Source organism: Aequorivita sp. IT1282 (assembly GCF_058068205.1).
The window spans coordinates 400,169-419,499 of the sequence record NZ_JBYRHR010000003.1 but is presented as its reverse complement, the minus strand read 5'-3'; the positions used below and the strand labels follow the sequence as shown (position 1 = coordinate 419,499).

The following is a 19,331-nucleotide window of genomic DNA, read 5'->3' as shown; positions in this document are numbered from 1 at the left end:
AGAATTTCAAAAAACACTTAATTGAATAATAAAGAGGCTTCCCGTCAGCATATATCATATATTGTTTTGCTCATTCTTGCTGGCGAAGCAGTTTTTATTTTACCCTTTGTATTGGCTCGTGTTTTTCGCGCCACGGTACTCGAAGTTTTTCAAATAGACAATACTGAATTAGGACTATGCTTTTCGGTTTATGGAATTGTAGCTCTTTTCTCCTATTTATTGGGCGGTCCTTTGGCAGACAGATTCCCTCCGCGTAAATTGATGGGTACGGCTTTAATACTAACCGCTTTGGGCGGATTAATATACGCAGACTCTCCTACTTTTCAAACATTAATCATTCTCTATGGTTTCTGGGGATTTACAACTATTTTCCTGTTTTGGTCGGCAATGATAAAAGCCACACGTGTATGGGGCGGGAGTAAAAATCAAGGAAAAGCATTCGGTTTTTTAGATGGCGGTCGCGGATTGGTAGGAGCGCTCTTTGGGTTATTGGGAGTGTTCGTGTTTTCGTTGTTCGTTTCAGACGCTCAAACAACATTAAACGAGCAAGCAGAAGCTTTTCATTATGTTATTTATGTATCCTCGGCGCTTGTTGCTTTAATAGGGATTATCGTATTCTTTTTTCTGAAAACAAACAAAACGGCAGAAGTTACCACCCTAGATAAAATAACTTTTAAGAATATAAAGTCAGTTCTAAAATTACCTGCAATCTGGCTGTTGATGATTATTATTATCTGTGCATACGTAGGTTATAAAATAACCGATATAATTTCACTTTACGCCAACGATGTAATGCTTTACAGTGAAGTGGATGCTGCCAAAACAGGAACATTTTTATTATTTATTCGGCCCATTGTGGGGGTTATTGTGGGATTTCTTGCAGATCGTTCCCGCGCATCTATTTACTTATGTATTGGTTTTTTACTTTCTATTTGTGGAGCAATGCTTTTTGCTTCAGGAATTTTAGATGAAGGCGCAGATATTTTGTTTTTTCTTTCAATAATCATCACCGCTATTGGTGTCTACTCGGCGCGTGTTCTTTATTTTGCAGTTATGGAAGAAGGCAATATTCCGTTGGTATTAACCGGAACAGCAGTTGGAATAATCTCTTTCATTGGCTACACTCCCGAAATTTTTGCTGGTCCCGTTATCGGGTATTTTTTAGACGCATCCCCCGGAAAGGAAGGACATCAATCAGTATTTTGGATGCTGGCAATTTTTTCTGTCGTAGGATTCGTAGCTTCTTTCATCTTTTATCGAATTTCAAAAAAAGTAGCCCCGGTTTAACTTTCTATTTTTAAAAAGTTGCAGGGATTAATTTGAAAATCGGCATTAGTACTGCCCTGATCAAACAAAATATTTTCTTCGGAATTTACGCTTCATTGTTGGAAATATTCCATAATTTTGGAATAAATCCAAAGCACATGTTTTTGAATTGCCACAGCTATTATAGTTTACGTTACGGAACCCTTAAAATCAGCGATTTGTTGCATTTGGGCCAGCAGAACGGAGCGGCTTCCATGGCGCTCACAGATGTCAATTCTACTTCCGCTTCTTTAGAATTTGTTCGCATTGCTTCAGATTATGGTGTAAAGCCAATTTTGGGTGTAGACTTTAGAAAAGGCGCGCAACAGCAATTTATTTTATTGGCAGAAAACAATGCTGGTTTTCAAAATATAAACGAATATCTGTCAGCTTTTCTTCATCAGCGGGAAAGCACTGAAAATGTAAATATTCCTTCTAAAGCCGAACAAATTGCCAACACATTTGTAATTTATCCGTATGCATCTTTTGAAGGTGAAACACTTTTGGAAAATGAATTTCTTGGTGTAAAGACAGAAGACATTAATTGTTTAAAATTTTCGCCGTGGAAAAATAGGCAAGATAAATTGGTGGTTTTGCAAACCGTGACTTTTCAGAATAAAAAAGGTTTTAATACACACCGATTGCTTCGTGCAATAGATAATAATACGTTGCTCAGCAAACTGCCAACTTCGGAACAAAGTAGTGAAAACGACGTATTTATTTCGGAAGAAAAACTAAAAAAAGCTTTTGAAGAATTTCCGCAAATTATTAAAAACACAGAGCAACTTTTAAAAAAGTGCAGTATTTCTTTCGATTTTTCGAAGGAAAAAACTTGCAACCAAAAATCGTATACTACTAATGAAGATTTAGATTTCCGATTACTGAAAAAATTGGCTTATACGGGAATCCATTACCGCTACAAACGCCCGGGCGAGCGAGTGATGGTGCGGATAGAAAAAGAGCTGGGTGTTATAAAAGAAAAAGGATTTGTTTCCTACTTTTTAATCAATTGGAAAATTTTAAAATACGCTCGCAGCAAAGGCTATTTCTACGTAGGTCGTGGCAGTGGCGCCAACAGTATTATTGCTTATTTGTTGCGAATTACAGATGTAGATCCTGTGGAACTCGATCTCTATTTTGAACGTTTTATAAATTTATACCGAAAAAATCCGCCCGATTTTGATATTGATTTTTCGTGGCAAGACCGCGACGATATTACCAGTTTTATTTTTAAAACATTTAAAAACACGGCGCTTATAACCGTTTATAACACCTTTAAATTTAAAGCTTCGGTACGCGAATTGGGAAAGGTTTTTGGGCTACCAAAAGAAGAAATTGATAAACTTTCTACACAAGATTGCGACTTTAAAACGCTAGACAAGATGTCGCAATTGGTAATTGTTTACAGTCAATACATTCAAGGTTTTCCGAACTATTTGGGAATTCACGCCGGTGGAATCTTGATTTCAGAAAAACCCATTCATCATTACACCGCCACTTTTATGCCGCCAAAAGGCTACGCTACTACGCAGTTTGATATGGTAATTGCAGAAGATATTGGGCTTTATAAATTCGATATTTTAAGTCAGCGTGGATTGGGAAAAATAAAAGACGCTGTGGAAATTGTAAAATACAATCATCCCGAAATACCGCCTTTGGACATTCACGACATAAAACGTTTTAAAAAGGACGAAAAAATAAAAACACTATTGCGCAATGCACAGGCAATTGGTTGCTTTTATGTAGAATCGCCCGCCATGCGAATGTTGCTCCGCAAACTGCAAGTGGATGATTATTTGGGTTTGGTGGCGGCCAGTTCGGTAATACGACCGGGCGTTGCAAAAAGTGGCATGATGCGCGAATATATTTTGCGCTACCGTTTCCCCGAAAAAAGAAAAGAGGCACACCCCGTTTTACTGAATATTATGCCCGAAACTTATGGCGTAATGGTCTATCAGGAAGATGTAATAAAAGTAGCGCATCATTTTGGCGGCCTCGATTTGGGCGAAGCAGATATGTTGCGAAGAGGAATGAGCGGCAAGTTCCGATCGCGGGAAGAGTTTCAAAAAGTGAAAGATCAGTTCTTCAATAATTGTAAAAATTCGGGTAAAAATGAAACATTCACGGCAGATGTTTGGCGGCAGATTGAAAGTTTTGCTGGCTATGCTTTTGCAAAAGGACATTCCGCTTCGTATGCCGTGGAAAGCTACCAAAGCCTATTTCTAAAAGCCTATTTTCCGTTGGAATATATGGTGGCTACACTCAACAACGGGGGTGGTTTTTACAGTGTAGAACTTTATGTGCACGAAGCGCGAATGCACGGCGGAAATATTTTGCAACCCTGCATTAACCGCAGTTACGGCGCAACTATTATTGATGGAAAGGATATTTATATTGGGTTCGGGTTTTTACAATCTTTGGAATCAAAACTTATTGAAAAAATAATTGTTGAACGTAACAAAAATGGCGCTTTTGAGAGTTTGGACGATTTTTTAGAACGCGTTTCCATCGGGATGGAGCAGGTAACAATTCTTATAAAAATAAACGCTTTTCGTTTCACGGGAAGAAACAAACGCGAACTACTTTGGGAAGCGTATATGAAAATAAATAAAGTGAGTTTTGAAGAAAATGTGTACACACTTTTTAAACCGAAAAAGATTAATTACAAAACCCCTTCCCTACCGCACACCACGCTGGAAGATGCTTTTGATGAAATGGAACTGTTGGGTTTTCCGCTGTGTAGTCCTTTTGATTTACTCACAAATTCTTCGGAAAATAAATTGCGGGCAACGCATCTTTCCCAACGTATCGGGAAAATAGTAACTATTGAAGGATATTTAATAACAACTAAAAGGACCCGAACGTCTAAAGGTGATTATATGTACTTCGGAAATTTTCTGGACCGAGATGGCGATTTTGTAGATACGGTACATTTTCCGCCGGTTGCCAATCAATATCGCTTCCGAGGAAAAGGAGTTTACAGTATTACCGGAAAAGTAACGGAAGAATTTGACTGTATAAATATTGAAGTTTTAAAAATGGAGCGGCTGGGGATAATTCAAGATCCGAGGTATGCTGCTGAAAAAGGACGTATGGCCGCTGCGCTGTAAAGACTTAAGACGGTAGGACGTAAGACCGCTGCGCTATAGGACATAATAGTAACAATTAAGAGATTCCCGCCGTAGTTTATCCTGAGCGGTAGTCGAAGGGCGGGAATGTATGAACGACAAAAGAAACATAGTACATATGGATTTGGACACATTTTTTGTGTCCTGCGAGCGCTTGTTAGATAGTAGGTTGATTGGAAAACCAGTGCTTATTGGCGGCACCAGCGATCGTGGCGTGGTGGCTTCGTGCAGTTATGAGGCACGCACTTTCGGGATCCATTCTGCAATGCCGATGAAGTTAGCCAGACAGTTATGCCCCGAAGCCATTGTAGTTCGTGGCGATGCCAGCACCTACAGCAAGTTTTCAGAAAATGTTACCGATGTTATAAAAGAAAGTGTGCCACTTTACGAAAAGGCTTCTGTAGATGAATTTTACATCGATTTAACTGGAATGGATAAGTTTTTTGGTTGCGAAAAATTAGCTTCAGAATTACGGCAGCGCATTATGAAAGAAACTGGATTGCCTATTTCCTTTGGGCTTTCAATCAACAAAACGGTTTCAAAAATAGCCACTGGCGAAGCAAAACCCAACAATCAAATTCATATTATAAAAGGCACCGAAAAACCTTTTCTTTCGCCTTTGGCAGTCAATAAAATACCAATGGTTGGCGAAGTTACTTACCGCGCTTTATGCGATCTAGGCATAAAACAGATAAAAACCATACAGGAAATGCCTGTGGAAATGATGGCGAAAGTTTTTGGGAAAAATGGGCAGACCATTTGGCAGAAGGCTAACGGTATAGACAATACGCCAGTAGAGCAATACACCGAACGCAAATCTATTTCAACCGAGCGCAGCTTTGACCGCGACACCACCGATGTAAAAAAACTGGAAGGTATTATTATTGCAATGGCAGAAAATCTGGTTTTCCAACTAAGGCGCGGCAACAAACTTACTGCCTGCGTAACCTTTAAAATTCGGTATTCAGATTTTCAGACTTATACTATGCAGCAAAAAATACCGTATAGTTCTGCAGACCATAAAATTATTCCAATAGTGATGGGGCTTTTTAAGAAACTATATCAACGCAGACTTTTAGTGCGGATGGTGGGCGTGCGGTTTAGCCATTTGGTGGAGGGCGGATTTCAGATAGATTTGTTTGACGATAACGAAAAAATAATCAATCTCTATCACGCTATGGACAAGATGCGGGACCGTTACGGCGATCGGGCTGTAATGCGCGCTGCGGGAATGGAAGCCAAGAGTATTGGCCGTTGGAATCCTTTTACGGGAGCACCGCCGCCGTTGCTGCCCAATAGACGACGCTGAATTAAAACCAAGTAGGCTCGCGAATTATCGCGTGCATCGAGTTTTCCATGACACGTAAAAAGTTGCAATGTTCAATGTTCAATGTTCAATGTTCAATGTTCAATGTTCAATGTTCAATGTTCAATGTTCAAAAATAAAAATTCAGAATTCAGAATTCTTCATTCTTAATTAAATAAGATGCTATCTTTGTTTTAAAAGAAAATTGAATGGAAAGCATTAGTGTTTTTGACATGTTATCGATTGGCGTTGGCCCATCAAGTTCGCATACCTTGGGACCTTGGCGCGCAGCATTACGTTGGATAGAGGAATTGAAAGAAAAAAATCAATTTGAAGAAGTTGTAGGTATCACCGTAGACCTGTATGGCTCACTGTCACTTACAGGAAAAGGTCACGCCACAGATATAGCAATAATGCTAGGTTTAACAGGGTTCGACCCCGTAACTTTTCCTATTGAAAATATTCAAAAAGAAATTGATTTCATTACTTCTGAAAACAAATTGAAACTAAACAATGAGTTGGATGTTCCATTTTTTCCGAAGGAAAACATAATTTTTAATCGGAAATTTCTCGAGTTTCACCCAAATGGAATGACTTTTAGAGCAACTTTGAAAAACGGTTCTGTAAAATCTTCTTCATTTTATTCAATCGGCGGTGGATTTACTGTAAAAGAAGAAAGAAAGAACAAAAAGATTAAACAAGATAAATTTGCAAAATTTCCATTTCCTATCGAAAAAGGTGCAGAACTTGCTGCATATTGCAAAGCTGAGAATAAAAGCATTTCTGAAATAGTACTCGAGAACGAAAAATCGCTCAGAACCGAAGCCGAAATAAACGACGGTCTAAAGAAAATATGGGATGTAATGTTAGATTCCATGTACGTTGGCGCCCATACCGAAGGCATCCTGCCAGGTGGACTAAACGTAACCCGACGCGCTTTTGAGATGAATAGAAATCTTATTGGTGAACATACTTACAACGGTGCAGATGAATGGGTTGCTGCAATTAGAAATACAGAAGTTAAGTTTAGACAAATATTGAAATGGGTTTCGTGTTTTGCATTGGCAGTAAACGAAGTTAATGCTTCACTTGGGAGAGTCGTAACAGCTCCAACCAATGGTAGTGCTGGCGTAATTCCTGCAGTAATGTTGTATTATATGGTTATAGAAAACCACGACGCTAATTTTGACGATGTGCGCAAATTCCTACTCACTGCAGGTGAAATTGGAAGCATTTTCAAAAAAGGTGCAACTATCTCTGCAGCAATGGGTGGTTGCCAAGCTGAAATTGGGGTATCATCTTCAATGGCGGCCGGAGCACTCTGCGAATTAATGGGTGGAACACCAGACCAATGTTTAATGGCCAGTGAAATTGCCATGGAGCATCACCTAGGTTTAACCTGCGATCCAATTGCTGGTTTGGTTCAAATTCCGTGTATTGAACGCAATGCAATGGGTGCCATAAAAGCCATAAATGCTTGTGAAATGGCACTAGACAGCGATCCGGCAAAAGCAAAAGTGCCACTAGATAAAGTGATTGCAACAATGTGGGAAACAGCAAAAGATATGACATCTAAATACAAAGAAACCAGTGAGGGAGGATTAGCGGTGCAAGTAAACATAAGTGATTGCTAAAATACTTGGATTTATACCTCGAATAAATTTTATACACATCACTTCTTTCAAAGAATTATTAAAATTCTAAAATCGGTAATCTAAAATCGTAAATTATTACTTTTACCCCTCAATTTCATTCAAACTATGAGCACAGCTAAAAAAGAGTACAAGCGTATTACTACCAAAACTTTGGTGGATATGAAGAAGAAAGGCGAAAAGATTTCGATGCTAACCGCCTATGACTTTACCATGGCAAAAATCGTGGATAGCGCCGGAATAGATGTTATATTGGTTGGTGACTCTGCTAGCAATGTAATGGCTGGCCACGAAACAACATTGCCAATAACGTTGGACCAAATGATTTATCACGCTGCTTCTGTAGTTCGTGCAATTGAGCGTAGTTTGGTAGTAGTAGATTTACCTTTTGGGAGCTATCAAAGCGATCCGAAAGAGGCGCTGCGTTCAGCGATTCGAATTATGAAAGAAAGCGGCGGCCATGCGGTAAAACTTGAAGGTGGAAAGGAAGTAAAAGAATCCATAAAAAGAATTTTAAACGCAGGTATTCCAGTAATGGGCCATTTGGGTTTAACTCCTCAATCCATTTATAAATTTGGAACCTATACCGTTCGAGCTAAAGAAGAAGAAGAGGCCGAAAAACTTATTGAAGATGCTATTTTATTAGAAAAAACGGGATGTTTTGCTATAGTTCTGGAAAAAGTTCCAGCCAAACTTGCCCAAGAAGTTGCAGAAAGAATTAGCATTCCAGTAATTGGTATTGGTGCCGGAAATGGTGTTGACGGTCAAGTGCTAGTAACGCACGATATGATTGGGATGACGCACGAGTTTAACCCGCGTTTTCTTCGTCGTTATTTAGATTTATATACTGAAATGAAAGATGCTTTTAGTAAATACAGTTCAGATGTAAAAAGCGGCGATTTTCCGAATGATAGCGAACAATACTAAAAAAGGAATTTTCAAATTACAAGCACCAAATTCCAAATAAAAATTCAATATTCAATATTCAATATTCAAAAAATCAACTTCGTTTTTTCTAAACTTTTAAACTGCTCCCAATCTCAACAAAAAAAATACATAGTACAAAAAACAATCTTCAGGTTTTGTTTGAAGACAATCATTTAATTGTTGTTAACAAACGTCCTGGCGATATTGTGCAGGGCGATAAAACGGGTGACGCCCCTCTTTCCGAAGTTGTAAAAGAATACATAGCCGAAAAGTACGATAAACCAGGTGCAGTATTTCTAGGCGTGGTTCACAGATTAGACCGACCCACGAGTGGCATTGTTATCTTTGCACGAACTTCAAAAGCCTTAGCGCGGCTGAATAAAATGTTTTCTGAAAGGGAAACCGAAAAAATATATTGGGCTGTAGTTAAAAATGTACCGCCTAAAACGGAGGATACTTTAATTCATTTTTTAAAAAGGAATCCCAAACAGAATAAGTCCTACGCGCATATTAAAGAAGTGCCAGACAGTAAAGAAGCTATTCTTCATTATAAACTTCTGAAAAAACTAGACAATTATTATTTATTGGAAGTAGTGTTGGAAACCGGAAGACACCATCAAATTAGGTCACAACTTTCTGCTATTGGATGTTTTATAAAAGGCGATTTAAAATATGGTTCTGATCGAAGCAATCCCGATGGCAGCATTCATCTTCACGCGAAAAAACTGAAACTTATGCATCCTGTGCAGAAAGAAACCGTCAGCTTAGAAGCACCCACTCCCGATGATTCTATTTGGAATGCTTGCAATTAGATTTTAATTAAATTCTTTTTCAAAGCATAAATAACCAAACCTACCCTATTTTTTATATTAAGCCGCTTAAACAAGTCCTGCCGATAACCATCGATGGTTTTTGGACTCAAATCCATAACATCTGCTATTTCTTTATAAGTCATTTCCGAACAGGCTAATTTCATAAACGTGAGTTCGTTTTCCTTAAAATCTAACATTCTTCCATCTTCGTCTGGGGTGAGTGAATGAAGTAATGTTTCGGCTACTTTTTCAGAATGATAATACCCTTTTTGTAGTAATTCTATTAGTGCCTCGTTCAAAATTTCTGGGTGAATGTCTTTCAATAAATAACCATTTGCACCTTTTCTCAGCATTTTTAGAATAGTTTGCTCATCGTCTTCCATTGAAAGTGCAAGCACTTTTATATCTGGATGACTTACGCCGAGCCAATCTAAAGTTTCGAAACCGTCCATAATTGGCATATTAATATCGAGCAGAATTATTTCGGGAAAAATTTCTCTATCCGCCATTTCTGTCTGCAGTTCCATTCCGTTTTTAGCAATAAAGAGAACGCTGAAATTCGGAAATGAGTTAATTAGCTTGGCTAACGAACGTGCAAGAAGCGAGTGATCATCAACAATTACAACAGTATTTTTGTGGTCGGACTTCATTGTGCTTTTTTATAGGGATACCTCAAATTTAATTGAGTACCCTCGCCTATCTCTGATGTTATAGAATATTCTGCGTCAATGAGTTGTGCGCGACCTTTCATTGTCTCCATTCCAGAACTATCTGTTTTTGCTGAAGTATTAAAACCTACTCCATCATCAACAGCTAAGATATTGAGGGATTGTTCTTTATAATCTAAATGTACGAATAATTTTGAAGCTCTAGCGTGTTTCAAAACGTTTGAAAGGAATTCCTGTAAAATTCGAAATATTATAATTTCGTTTGCATTGTTAATTGGAATTATATCGCCCGTAATTTTCAAGGTTGCATCTAAATACCCCAAACGCTTAAATCTGTCCAATTCTACTTGTAATGATGCCAGTAGTCCGTTCTTTAATATTACATCGTTGTTGAGTACTTTTGAAAGCGAACGTATTTCTTGAACAGTATCTTGTACTAATTTTTTTGTTTCCTGTATTTGCCCGTGAAGGGTAAGTGGGGCCGAATTCATCATAACATTCAACTGTATATTTGCCACAGAAAGTAACTGACCAACATTATCGTGTAATTCCCAAGCTATATTTTTGAGCGTTTGTTCCTGAATTTCTATTTGTGAATCGGCAAGTTCTCGTTGGTACATTTGTTCAGCTTCGAACCGTTCTTTAAGAAATTTATTTTTTCGGCGTTGAAATGCTACAACAAAAAATATGGCAAAAATCGTAAATAACAATAGCATTACGACAATGTAAACTATTAATAATTTTTCTTGGGGAAGTAAGGGTTCTCTTTCTGATAGCATATTAAAAATCCTACAATATAAGTAGCGTATAAAAAATAATTACATCCAAAGATAATCGGCTTATACAATTTGACAAAGCTTGGGTCAACAGAATTGCTGAAATATGAACTATAAATAAATAAAGGGGTAGTGCATAAGTGAAAAAACAAAGCCCCAACAGATATATAAAATGGCAAACTCCTTTGCACACTTAATATTTGATCGCTCTTAAGTAATTCTAAATAGTACAGAGCGATGCTAATGAAAACTAATAACGTTCCAAATAAACGAAAAACAGGCAAAAATATATCGAAAAACTCCTTAGTAAATATAATTTCGAATACACATACTACCATAAAAATTAAGGATAGTATATTGAGAAATACAACAGACTTCTTCGACGTTAAATACCATTTAAAATAATTGATATAAAAAAGATAACTTACAATACCGTATAAGTTATAAATCCAATAATTTTTTTCAAATATTCCGCCTTTTAAAAAAGATAGATACCCGTAATCTACAGTGAAAACACTGTACCAGCCCAAAATTTCTACACATATGGTAATGAAAAGAAAAAGGGTTAAGTAAAAATTTGGCCTTGATTTATTTTTTTTATAATAAATAAAAGAAGCTATAAAAGCTAATAATTCCAATGCATTTGCTACAATTACTGCGGTCATTTACAATAGTTTCTTAAAATAAATAGTGAATTTGAAAGTAAATAAATTGGTCCATTAATTATTTCTTCCAAAGTTGAAAAATTGGAAAAAACAGTTTTAAAAATAAGAAATCTTCAAGCTAGATGTGAAGATAAAATCTCCATTGAAAATTAATAAACGTTTGGAGGCCATCCACCTACAACTGTATTTAATGGTTCAATTTTATAATTATTTGGAGAATCTTGGGCTGTATTAATTGTTGGGGCTAAAAAGCAAGTAGCCTTATTTGCATTAACATTATCATACGCTCCAAAATAAATACGAATACCAGGGTTCATAATATCCTGTAATTTAGATTGTTCCCGTACATAGTCTAGAAACTGCTGCATTTCGGTTAGACTGAAAAGAAACTCACGAGTGTCTATTGAGCCCATAGCGCGTTCAATATCCATTGCGCGCGTAGTTACCCAGTTTTCCTGTAATTGTTTTGCTTTGTCTACGGTGATACAATTTTTTGGTTTTGACATAATTGAAATTGGTTTTTGGTTAATTACCAACGAATGTAGTAAAAACAATCAAAGCAGCACTTTATAGTTATAATATTCAGGGAAAATCCCCCGTGGCTATCAGAATTTTCCTATAGCTGAAAAGGGTTTTTCCTATAGCAAATTCAGGCTAAACCTTTAGCTGCTCAGGTAAAATACTGTTGCATAGTGCGTTATAATTGTTTATATTGCATGTGTTAAATTAAAGTTAATACTTCTCGCTCATGATTTACGAGACACTAGAAATTTTAAAAGATCAGGTTTCAAAATATTTGGAACAAAAAACGGGTGACGCAAGTTTAGTGGTTTTGGAAAACGTGTCGAAATATGACGATCCAGAAGTAAACACGATGAATGACAAAGTGGTGCTTTCACTTTTAAATATTGAAGAAGAAGCAACACTTAAAAACAACCCTAACGTAAAATTTAAAAATGGAGAAACTATTTATAGAAATCCTCCCGTTAATTTAAATATTTACGCACTCTTTTCTGCTAACAGAAGCACTTACACAAACTCGCTTTCTTCCATTTCTTTCATTATTGAATTTTTTCAGTCCAAAAAAATATTCACTCAAATTAATACTCCTTTAAATCCAATAATTCCCGCATTAGATAATATTACGGAATTCCGCTTTATAACTGAACTCTACACGCCAACATTTGAGCAGCTAAATTATATCTGGGGAACATTGGGTGGTAAAGCGCTGCCGTCTGTTCTCTATAAAGTAAGTGTTGTGAAAATTGAAAGCAATGCTCTCTTTGAAAAAGGCACACCAATTACTGTAGTTGCCGGCACCTTAAACAATATAACTTAATGAGTTTCACTACAACATATCGTGTTCTGTTTAATGTAAACCTTTACCATCATTATTTTTTGGATAATGGCAGTACCGTTTTTGATAGTAATTTAGGCTTAAAAGAAATACAACTGGCCAAATATAATTTTGAGGATTTCTGTCAACTAATTCCTTCGGAAGAAACGCAGGAAATATTTAAAGGGAATAAAATCGTTTTTAAAACATTACCCGTTGGATTTACTATTTACGCTAAAGCGGAAGAAACTGCCCCTAACTCCGGCACTTATAAACCTTTTGTAAATCTTTCGCAAACTACCGTATTCAACTTTCTAATTTATGTGAAGGATTCACTTTTTGAAAATTACTCAACAGTGAATTCGAAACCATCAATTCCATATTTCTTCTCAAATACAAAACCCGTTTCGGAAGGAGTTTCTTTTAAATATATTGATTTAGAAGCCACTACCCTACCCGTAGAAAATTTCACTATAAATCAAACTAGCTATAGTGAAATAAGTAAAAGCCTTTCAGAAAAAGAAAAAATAGGACTCTTCGGCATCATTTCATTACAAATGAGCGGAGACGACACCATTCCTTTTGACGGTCGTGCCCGAAACATTCTGAATGTAAATGGAACAATACCAGCAAGCCCCAAAATTTTTAAAATTCAAATTAAAAACCGCAAAACTATTTGGAATTACCGCAGTGCAGTTAATAGTAGCCTGCTTCATTCCACGAATCCCACAAAATTGCCGCTGACTAAAAATGGCATTATTGGGTACAGTTTTGGTGGCCAAGAGCGTCCCTCAGCTTCCCCTTCACGTCTCATCTTTGAAAAAGATGGTGGTGGAAATATAATCAAGACCATTTCAGAAATTTATATTAATCAATAACAAAAACTATGGCAACTACGTACAAAACACCCGGGGTTTATGTGGAGGAAATATCGAAATTTCCACCATCGGTGGCACAAGTGGAAACAGCAATCCCAGCCTTTACAGGCTACACAGAATTAAGTGAAACTTCGGTTCGCAATAAACCAAAACGCATTGTTTCGCTTTTAGAATATGAAACATATTTTGGCAAAGCTCAAAATGAAGCCGCAATTACAGTAACCATTAAAGATACTATCAACAGCGGACCGCCAATTAAGCTTTTGTCTCAACAGTTTAGTGTAGCCATGCCTACTTCAAGTCCTTTTTTGATGTATTACGCCATGCGTATGTATTTTGATAACGGTGGTGGGCCTTGCTACATCTGTTCAGTTGGAGACTATACGGGTGGCACTGTAAGCCAAGTGGCACTTGTTGGTGGTTTGAATGAATTTGAAAAATTTGACGAACCTACATTATATGTCTTTCCAGATGCAATGGCTGTTTCGACTGCAGATAGTTACTATTCACTCATAAATAAAGCTTTGATGCAGTCTCAAAAGCTGAAAGATCGCTTTGTTATAATTGATTCATTCGCAAACAATAGCGATAATATACGCAACACGGCATCTTTGGGTAATGGTGTAGATTTATTAAAATACGGTGCCGCCTATCATCCTTTCTTAAAGACGGTTTATAGCTATGCTTACGCCGATGCAGCTATAACATTGGCTCACAGTATTACCGACGAAACAAACACAGTTTCTACGGGTATTTATGACACAAAAAAACTTGACGAACTTGCAGATAGTCTGGATAGTGATTTCAACTTAATACTTTACAATAAAATAAAAACCGAGCTGGAAAAGCAGTATGTAACGCTTCCGCCTAGCAGCGCAATGGCTGGAATCTACGCTCGTGTAGATAGTAATCGTGGCGTTTGGAAAGCGCCTGCAAATGAATCTGTTAGTGCAGCCGTAGAACCCTCTATTAAAATTACACACGAGGCGCAACAAGATTTAAATATTCATGTCTCTGGAAAATCTATTAATGCCATTCGGTCATTTACTGGGAAAGGTATTTTGGTTTGGGGAGCGCGCACACTTGCTGGTAACGACAACGAGTGGAAATACGTTCCAGTTCGTCGTTTTTTCAATATGGTTGAAGAATCTGTAGAGAAAGCATCTTCACAATTTGTCTTTGAACCCAACGATGCAAATACTTGGGTAAAAATACGCGCTATGATTGAGAATTTCTTAATTCTTCAATGGCGTGCTGGAGCATTGGCAGGAGCCAAACCCGAACAAGCTTTTTACGTGCGGGTTGGTTTAGGCGAAACTATGACGGCAGACGATATTCTAAACGGAATCATGAATATTGAAATAGGAATGGCCGCAGTACGTCCAGCAGAATTTATAGTGCTCAAGTTTTCACATAAAATGCAGGAAGCTTAAATAAAGTCGGCAGTTTTCAGCCGCAGTAAGCAGTTTAATAGAGTAATTATTCAATAACTTAAAACATAGCAAGATGGCCAATACATATCCATTAGTAAAGTTTCATTTCTCAGTTGACTGGGGAGGAACAAACATAGGTTTTACCGAAGTCAGCGGACTAGATGTAGAAACCGAATTAATAGAATACCGTCACGGTGCAAGCCCAGAATACAGCAAAATTAAAATGCCGGGGATGCAGAAATACAGTAACATCACTTTAAAGCGCGGATCGTTTGCAAACGATAATGAGTTTTATCAATGGTGGAACACGGTTAGTCTAAACACCATTGAACGTCGTGACATTACAATTTCTTTGTTGAATGAGGAACACGCGCCCGTAATGGTTTGGAAAGTAAAAAATGCTTTTCCAATAAAAGTTCAGTCTACAGATTTAAAAGGTGATGGCAATGAAACCGCTATTGAAACTTTAGAAATTGCACACGAAGGTCTATCAATTCAAAACGGTGATTAATGAGCACGATATATCCTCCGGTAAGCTTTCATTTTAAGGTTGAATTTAACGGTATTTCTTCACAGGATAAGGACGTTCAGTTCCAATCCGTATTAGGATTATCTGTAGATATTGAAACCGAAGAATTTGCAGAAGGAGGCGAAAACAGATTCAAACATAAATTCCCGATACGATCTAAATTTCCAAACCTCGTTTTAAAACGTGGCATGGTAACAGATTCCGACCTCATAAAATGGTGTCGGAACGCTATTGAGAGTTTTCAGTTTGAACCAGTAGATCTTACCGTGAAATTACTGAATGAAGAACATGAACCACTTGTAACTTGGAATGTAGTACACGCTTACCCAGTAAAATGGGAGGTTGCTGAACTAAATGCCGAAGAAAGCAAAGTGATGATTGAAACCATAGAATTAGCATATAATTATTTTACACTCGTATAAAATGCCAATAGAAATTAAAGAACTGCACATAAAAATAAATGTGAACGGAACCGAGCAGTCCAATGCCTCTCCCAGTAAAAACCCTGGTGCAAAGGCGGATGCAATTGTGAAAACTTGTGTGGAAGAAGTGATGCGAATTGATTCTAGAAAAAAAGAACGATAATGAAAGGCGAACTAAAAAAGCTGAAAATAATTGGCTTCAAAGACGATAAGTTTACCGAAAAAGTGGGCGATGGCGAATTTACTTCGTTGTTGAACCCAGAAAAATATACGTTTAAATATAAAATAGAATACACCGAAGCTCAGGGCCAAGGTACAAGCGCTACACAACCCAAATATTTACGCTCCGTTCCCGAGGATTTAGATCTACAGTTTCTTTTTGACCGCACAGGTATAATTAAAGGACAAGACAATAAATTGGGAGATGGCATAGTCGAAGATATTGAAAAATTCAAAAAAATAGTTTTCGATTATAATGGCGATGAGCACAAACCCAATTATTTAATGATAGGATGGGGAACGCTACTTTTTAAAGGGGTTCTAGCCGAAATGTCTATTGAATACAAACTATTTTCACCCGAAGGCGTACCGCTGCGAGCAGTAGTTACCGCAAATTTTAAAGGAGTGGTTGAAGACAATTTGAGGGTGGCCCGCGAAAATAACAACTCGCCAGATTTAACACATGTACGAATGGTGAAGGAAGGTGATACCCTTCCACTTATGACTTTCAGAATTTATGGCGATTCTAAGTATTATTTAGCGGTGGCAGCTGCTAATAATCTTGTGAATTTTAGAAGACTGCAGCCCGGACAACAAATTATATTTCCACCCATAGAAAAAGTTTCATAAATGAATAATAGCAGAACAATAGAAACCGCGCGCAGCGCAGATTTAGTGAGCTTCAAAATACTTATTGAAGGCACGGAACTTTCTGCTGTCAATCAAGTAAAAAGTATTTCGGTAGAAAAAGAAATAAATAGAATTCCCTTTGCGCAACTTGTTTTTGTTGATGGCGATGCAGCTTCTCAAAACTTCAGTTTAAGTGAAGAAGATTCGCTTATTCCCGGAAATAAGATTGAAATTAAAGCAGGTTACCACGGTGACGAGGAAACCATTTTTGTTGGAATAATTATAAAACACAGTATTAAAATTCGTGAAAATTCTTCTGTTTTAATTGTTGAATGTAGGGACGAAGCTGTAAAAATGACAATCGGCAGAAAAAGTAATTTTTATCACAACAACGAAGACAGTACCATTATTGAAGAAATTATAGGGAAATACAGCTTGCAAAGCGACATTGAAGCTACTTCGTATGTTAATAAAGAACTGGTGCAATATCGAACTTCTGATTGGGATTTTATTATGACCCGTGCTCAATTTAATGGTCAGATCTGCGTGGTTGATGACGGAAAGATCAGCATCGCTAAACCAGATCTTTCACAAACCGAAATTGAAACCGTTGCCTTCGGCGCTACTCTGTTAGATTTTGATGCAGAAATGGACGCTCGAAATCAGTTTAATTCTATAACTGCTTTCGGATGGAATCCATCCGATCAAGAAATAGTAGAGACCGAAGCTGCCGATCCAAATCTTTCTTTAAATGGAAATATCTCAGTTTCAGATTTAGCTGAAGTAATAGATCTTGACGACCTAGAATTAAAACACGGAGGAAACTATAATTCAACGCAACTTCAGCAATGGAGTGATGCAAAAAATTTATTTCAACAACTCTCAAAAACCCGTGGAAGAGTGAAGTTTCAGGGAATTGCAAACGCAAAACCCGGAACAATGTTGAAGTTGGAAGGTGTAGGCGATCGCTTCAACGGAAAAATATTTATTAGTGCCGTTCGTCACGAAATAGTAGACGGCAATTGGACAGTAGATGCCGAATTCGGTATAAATCCAGAATGGTTTAGCGAAACTTATGACGTTTCAGAATTACCCGCATCGGGTATTATTCCTGCAGTTAGTGGTTTGCAAATTGGGGTGGTTTCGCAATTAGAATCAGACCCCGATGAGGAAGATAGAATTTTAGTGAAAATACCAATAATAAATAAAGACGAACAAGGTATTTGGATGCGTGTTGCAACTTTAGATGCTGGAAATAATCGCGGATCGGTCTTCCTTCCTGAAATTGGCGATGAGGTAATTGTTGGTTTTTTAAATGATGACCCAAACCACGCCGTAATTCTTGGAATGCTTCACAGTAGCGCAAAACCTTCACCAATTAAGGCTTCGGACGACAATCACGAAAAAGGATTTATTACCCGTAGCGAGATGAAATTAATTTTCAACGATGATAAAAAATCTATCACTATTGAAACCCCGGGTGGAAAGAAAGTAATAATAGATGAAGACGCGGGAGTTATTAAAATAGAAGATGAAAATAGAAATATTATAACAATGGATGACAGCGGAATTGCTTTGGAAAGCGGAAGCGATTTCAGTATAAAAGCAACTGGCGATTGCAATATAGAAGCAGTAAATATTAATCTAAAAGCCGACGCACAATTTAAAGCAGAAGGCAGCGCCGGCGCTGAAGTTTCAACCAACGCCATCGCAGTTTTGAAAGGGTCTTTAGTACAGATAAATTAGGCCCCCTAATCCCCCGAAGGGGGACTTTTGAACTTCCTGCAAGGTTTAAAAACCTTGTAGGTTTTATAAAATGTAGATAAAAACGGAAAAACAATAAAAATTAGAAATATGCCCGCAGCAGCACGAATAACTGATATGCACATCTGTCCGATGACGAACCCAAACGGAAGTCCGCACGTTGGTGGACCTATATTACCACCTGGGGAACCGACGGTACTTATTGGCGGAATTCCCGCTGCTAAAGTTGGCGATATGGCAACCTGTGCCGGACCGCCAGACTCCATTATTAAGGGATCTGCTACAGTGTTAATTGGCGGAATGCCCGCAGCACGTATGGGAGACAGTACCGCACACGGAGGAAGCATAGTTTTAGGAGATTTCACTGTGTTGATTGGTGGATAAGAAATTGAGTCAAGCAAGATTTTCAAAATATTATAAGACTGAGACAGAAAAGATGTCCCAATAAATAATAGAAAAATAAATAATTATGAATACCGAAACATTTTTAGGCGAAGGTTGGAGCTTTCCTCCTCATTTCGACAAAAAAACAGGCCAATTGGTTACAACCACTGGCGTCGTAGACATTAATAAAAGTTTAGAGATTCTGTTATCAACAAGATTGGGCGAGCGCATTATGCTCCCAAATTACGGCTGTAACTTAGAAGAACTGCTTTTTCAACCTTTGGATGTAACGCTTAAAACCTATATAAAAGAATTAATAACCTCTGCAATTCTCTATTACGAACCGAGAATTGATACTCAAAAAATAACACTAGACACCACAAATGAATTAAATGGTGAAATATTAATAAACATAGAATACATAGTACGCATAACAAACTCTCGAGCAAATATGGTCTTCCCTTTCTATAAAACGGAAGGCACAGAAGTTTAAAAAT

The 19,331-nt window shown here is 37.5% G+C and carries 19 protein-coding genes; 16 read left to right on the top strand and 3 right to left on the bottom strand.

Going from position 1 to position 19,331, the window contains the following annotated elements:
• Positions 1–21 precede the first annotated feature (21 nt).
• The 6 genes from AC3RVG_RS08865 (at position 22) to AC3RVG_RS08840 (ending at position 9,130) form a co-directional block, all read left to right on the top strand.
• Positions 22–1,287, top strand: coding sequence for an MFS transporter (locus AC3RVG_RS08865; protein WP_489691096.1), 1,266 nt, complete (start codon positions 22–24; stop codon positions 1,285–1,287).
• Between the two features lie 137 nt (positions 1,288–1,424).
• The gene (locus AC3RVG_RS08860; protein ID WP_489691095.1) at positions 1,425–4,415 is read left to right on the top strand and encodes a DNA polymerase III subunit alpha; all 2,991 of its coding nucleotides are present in this window, start codon (positions 1,425–1,427) and stop codon (positions 4,413–4,415) included.
• 109 nt (positions 4,416–4,524) lie between these two features.
• Entirely contained in the window at positions 4,525–5,742 is a 1,218-nt protein-coding gene (gene dinB / locus AC3RVG_RS08855; protein WP_489691094.1) for a DNA polymerase IV, read from the top strand.
• Positions 5,743–5,948: 206 nt separating this feature from the next.
• On the top strand, positions 5,949–7,373 hold the full coding sequence (locus AC3RVG_RS08850) for an L-serine ammonia-lyase (protein WP_489691093.1): 1,425 nt from the start codon (positions 5,949–5,951) through the stop codon (positions 7,371–7,373).
• A gap of 126 nt (positions 7,374–7,499) precedes the next feature.
• Positions 7,500–8,318, top strand: coding sequence for a 3-methyl-2-oxobutanoate hydroxymethyltransferase (gene panB / locus AC3RVG_RS08845; RefSeq protein ID WP_489691092.1), 819 nt, complete (start codon positions 7,500–7,502; stop codon positions 8,316–8,318).
• A gap of 155 nt (positions 8,319–8,473) precedes the next feature.
• Entirely contained in the window at positions 8,474–9,130 is a 657-nt protein-coding gene (locus AC3RVG_RS08840) for an RluA family pseudouridine synthase (RefSeq protein WP_489691091.1), read from the top strand.
• Here the strand turns inward: AC3RVG_RS08840 and AC3RVG_RS08835 are convergent.
• The 3 genes from AC3RVG_RS08835 to AC3RVG_RS08825 all read right to left on the bottom strand — a co-directional run bounded on the left by AC3RVG_RS08835 (position 9,127) and on the right by AC3RVG_RS08825 (position 11,745).
• Entirely contained in the window at positions 9,127–9,780 is a 654-nt protein-coding gene (locus AC3RVG_RS08835; RefSeq protein WP_489691090.1) for a response regulator, read from the bottom strand. The genes AC3RVG_RS08840 and AC3RVG_RS08835 overlap by 4 nt on opposite strands.
• Positions 9,777–10,418: a sensor histidine kinase gene (locus tag AC3RVG_RS08830; protein ID WP_489691089.1), complete on the bottom strand. Its 642-nt coding sequence runs from the start codon at positions 10,416–10,418 to the stop codon at positions 9,777–9,779. Before AC3RVG_RS08830 ends, AC3RVG_RS08835 begins: the two co-directional genes overlap by 4 nt.
• A gap of 970 nt (positions 10,419–11,388) precedes the next feature.
• Positions 11,389–11,745, bottom strand: coding sequence for a hypothetical protein (locus AC3RVG_RS08825; protein WP_489691088.1), 357 nt, complete (start codon positions 11,743–11,745; stop codon positions 11,389–11,391).
• Positions 11,746–11,987: 242 nt separating this feature from the next.
• Between AC3RVG_RS08825 and AC3RVG_RS08820 the strand changes: the two genes are divergently transcribed.
• The 10 genes from AC3RVG_RS08820 to AC3RVG_RS08775 all read left to right on the top strand — a co-directional run bounded on the left by AC3RVG_RS08820 (position 11,988) and on the right by AC3RVG_RS08775 (position 19,327).
• Positions 11,988–12,578 carry a Pvc16 family protein gene (locus AC3RVG_RS08820; protein WP_489691087.1) on the top strand — a complete coding sequence of 197 codons (591 nt, stop codon included), beginning with the start codon at positions 11,988–11,990 and terminating at the stop codon, positions 12,576–12,578.
• Positions 12,578–13,453, top strand: coding sequence for a hypothetical protein (locus AC3RVG_RS08815; protein WP_489691086.1), 876 nt, complete (start codon positions 12,578–12,580; stop codon positions 13,451–13,453). The genes AC3RVG_RS08820 and AC3RVG_RS08815 overlap by 1 nt, the downstream gene beginning before the upstream one ends.
• A gap of 8 nt (positions 13,454–13,461) precedes the next feature.
• Entirely contained in the window at positions 13,462–14,886 is a 1,425-nt protein-coding gene (locus AC3RVG_RS08810) for a phage tail sheath family protein (protein ID WP_489691085.1), read from the top strand.
• 73 nt (positions 14,887–14,959) lie between these two features.
• A complete protein-coding gene (locus AC3RVG_RS08805; protein WP_489691084.1) occupies positions 14,960–15,397 on the top strand; it encodes a phage tail protein in 438 nt (145 codons plus the stop codon).
• On the top strand, positions 15,397–15,837 hold the full coding sequence (locus tag AC3RVG_RS08800) for a phage tail protein (RefSeq protein ID WP_489691083.1): 441 nt from the start codon (positions 15,397–15,399) through the stop codon (positions 15,835–15,837). The genes AC3RVG_RS08805 and AC3RVG_RS08800 overlap by 1 nt, the downstream gene beginning before the upstream one ends.
• A 1-nt stretch (position 15,838) precedes the next feature.
• On the top strand, positions 15,839–16,000 hold the full coding sequence (locus AC3RVG_RS08795) for a DUF5908 family protein (protein ID WP_489691082.1): 162 nt from the start codon (positions 15,839–15,841) through the stop codon (positions 15,998–16,000).
• Positions 16,000–16,686: a CIS tube protein gene (locus tag AC3RVG_RS08790; RefSeq protein ID WP_489691081.1), complete on the top strand. Its 687-nt coding sequence runs from the start codon at positions 16,000–16,002 to the stop codon at positions 16,684–16,686. The genes AC3RVG_RS08795 and AC3RVG_RS08790 overlap by 1 nt, the downstream gene beginning before the upstream one ends.
• The gene (vgrG, locus tag AC3RVG_RS08785; protein ID WP_489691080.1) at positions 16,687–18,432 is read left to right on the top strand and encodes a type VI secretion system tip protein VgrG; all 1,746 of its coding nucleotides are present in this window, start codon (positions 16,687–16,689) and stop codon (positions 18,430–18,432) included.
• 108 nt (positions 18,433–18,540) lie between these two features.
• A complete protein-coding gene (locus tag AC3RVG_RS08780; RefSeq protein ID WP_489691079.1) occupies positions 18,541–18,834 on the top strand; it encodes a PAAR domain-containing protein in 294 nt (97 codons plus the stop codon).
• An 85-nt stretch (positions 18,835–18,919) separates the two neighbouring features.
• Complete coding sequence (locus AC3RVG_RS08775; protein WP_489691078.1) at positions 18,920–19,327, top strand: GPW/gp25 family protein; 408 nt, start codon at positions 18,920–18,922, stop codon at positions 19,325–19,327.
• Positions 19,328–19,331 lie beyond the last annotated feature (4 nt).

Coding starts and splice junctions, on each gene's coding strand:
- AC3RVG_RS08860 (WP_489691095.1), top strand. CDS start 1,425: ATGTTTTTGAATTGCCACAGCTATTATAGTTTACGTTACGGAACCCTT.
- dinB (WP_489691094.1), top strand. CDS start 4,525: ATGAACGACAAAAGAAACATAGTACATATGGATTTGGACACATTTTTT.
- AC3RVG_RS08850 (WP_489691093.1), top strand. CDS start 5,949: ATGGAAAGCATTAGTGTTTTTGACATGTTATCGATTGGCGTTGGCCCA.
- panB (WP_489691092.1), top strand. CDS start 7,500: ATGAGCACAGCTAAAAAAGAGTACAAGCGTATTACTACCAAAACTTTG.
- AC3RVG_RS08835 (WP_489691090.1), bottom strand. CDS start 9,780: ATGAAGTCCGACCACAAAAATACTGTTGTAATTGTTGATGATCACTCG.
- AC3RVG_RS08830 (WP_489691089.1), bottom strand. CDS start 10,418: ATGTACCAACGAGAACTTGCCGATTCACAAATAGAAATTCAGGAACAA.
- AC3RVG_RS08825 (WP_489691088.1), bottom strand. CDS start 11,745: ATGTCAAAACCAAAAAATTGTATCACCGTAGACAAAGCAAAACAATTA.
- AC3RVG_RS08820 (WP_489691087.1), top strand. CDS start 11,988: ATGATTTACGAGACACTAGAAATTTTAAAAGATCAGGTTTCAAAATAT.
- AC3RVG_RS08815 (WP_489691086.1), top strand. CDS start 12,578: ATGAGTTTCACTACAACATATCGTGTTCTGTTTAATGTAAACCTTTAC.
- AC3RVG_RS08810 (WP_489691085.1), top strand. CDS start 13,462: ATGGCAACTACGTACAAAACACCCGGGGTTTATGTGGAGGAAATATCG.
- AC3RVG_RS08805 (WP_489691084.1), top strand. CDS start 14,960: ATGGCCAATACATATCCATTAGTAAAGTTTCATTTCTCAGTTGACTGG.
- AC3RVG_RS08800 (WP_489691083.1), top strand. CDS start 15,397: ATGAGCACGATATATCCTCCGGTAAGCTTTCATTTTAAGGTTGAATTT.
- AC3RVG_RS08795 (WP_489691082.1), top strand. CDS start 15,839: ATGCCAATAGAAATTAAAGAACTGCACATAAAAATAAATGTGAACGGA.
- AC3RVG_RS08790 (WP_489691081.1), top strand. CDS start 16,000: ATGAAAGGCGAACTAAAAAAGCTGAAAATAATTGGCTTCAAAGACGAT.
- vgrG (WP_489691080.1), top strand. CDS start 16,687: ATGAATAATAGCAGAACAATAGAAACCGCGCGCAGCGCAGATTTAGTG.
- AC3RVG_RS08780 (WP_489691079.1), top strand. CDS start 18,541: ATGCCCGCAGCAGCACGAATAACTGATATGCACATCTGTCCGATGACG.
- AC3RVG_RS08775 (WP_489691078.1), top strand. CDS start 18,920: ATGAATACCGAAACATTTTTAGGCGAAGGTTGGAGCTTTCCTCCTCAT.